The organism is Synechococcus sp. R6-10, assembly GCF_047461815.1.
In the GTDB taxonomy this organism is placed as follows: domain Bacteria; phylum Cyanobacteriota; class Cyanobacteriia; order Thermostichales; family Thermostichaceae; genus Thermostichus.
The window spans coordinates 1-1,242 of sequence record NZ_JANSHW010000591.1; the positions used below are offsets into that span (position 1 = coordinate 1).

Annotated in this window: 1 protein-coding gene and 2 tRNA genes; 1 reads left to right on the forward strand and 2 read right to left on the reverse strand. The window is 59.0% G+C overall.

Annotated features, from left to right (window positions below; genetic code table 11):
- Positions 1 to 132: 132 nt before the first annotated feature.
- Both NW837_RS14225 and NW837_RS14230 read right to left on the reverse strand, forming a co-directional pair.
- Positions 133 to 208 (reverse strand) — tRNA-Lys (locus NW837_RS14225).
- A 3-nt stretch (positions 209 to 211) separates the two neighbouring features.
- Positions 212 to 288: transfer RNA gene (locus NW837_RS14230), tRNA-His, on the reverse strand.
- 177 nt (positions 289 to 465) lie between these two features.
- Here NW837_RS14230 and NW837_RS14235 point away from each other — a divergent pair.
- Positions 466 to 1,242: helix-turn-helix domain-containing protein (locus NW837_RS14235; protein WP_414332244.1), on the forward strand; the 777-nt coding region annotated here is incomplete at its 3' end.

Below are 1,242 nucleotides of genomic sequence, written 5' to 3' on the forward strand. Positions count from 1 at the left end.
GCTTTGGCTTGTCCGACGATATACTTATCCAGCTCCGCCACTATCTGGCGCGGCGTGAGCGACTCAATCGGGATGATGGTCTCGATTCTCACGGCGTAAGTGTACCCCGCACAACGGCGCACGACAAACGATTGGTGGGCCGTGCAGGACTCGAACCTGCGACCCGCTGATTAAGAGTCAGCTGCTCTACCAACTGAGCTAACGGCCCGTCTGGGGGGACCGATGGGACTTGAACCCACGACCTCCTGAGCCACAGTCAGGCGCTCTGACCAACTGAGCTACGATCCCCGCGCAGAGCTAATTATACCCGCGCGCGGCGGCGCGAATTCAAGGGTTCAGGGTAAACGCGCCAACACATCGTTTACACCCACCCCTGCTCCCCGTTCTCTACCCACACTTGAAAAAAGCAGGCGCACCTCCTGTAGAATCTCTCCGACAACGCGCACAACAGGAGGCACGCCAACGATGGAACTTACCTATCAGGAGGTATACCACATGAACCCCATCCAAGCACGCAAACGCATCGTCCACATCTACCAACAGACCCAAAACTACTGCGAAACCGCACGACGATGCCACACCTCCCCACAACTCGTGCGCAAGTGGGTCAAACGCTACCAACAATACGGCGAGCAAGGACTGCACGACCTGCCCAAAACCCCCAAACGCCAACCCAGAAAAACCGACCCCGACATAGAGCAGCGTGTGCTGCAACTCCACCAAAAAACCCACTACGGACGCCAGCGTCTTGCCCGACACCTCGCCCAACACGGCATTCACCTCTCCCCCAACACCATCCGACACATCCTGAAACGCCACGCCACAGCACCCACGCGCCCGCGCAAGCCACGCCGTCGCTTCTATCCTGCGCACTGGGCGTGGGAGAGCCAAGAACCGTTTACGCTCATCCAAGCCGATGTCAAAGACATCTACGACAAGGGCACGCTCGGCACCGAACGCTGGGATCACCTGCGCAAGCATCGCCTCCCCCGCTATCAGTGGACTTTCCTTGAAAGTCGCACGCGGCTGCGCCTTTTAGCGTTCAGCCGTGAGATTTCCACGCTGCACGGGATGGCGTTTTTGAGTTTAGCAGTGAGTTGGCTGCGGCTGTGCGGGGTGCCGACCGAAATGACTATCCAGACCGACTGGGGTGAAGAATGGGGCGGGTCGAACCCTGACAAAATCGCTCGCTTGGAGGCAGAGTTTTTGCGTCCGTTGGGGGCGCGGTTGGGGCGCATTCCG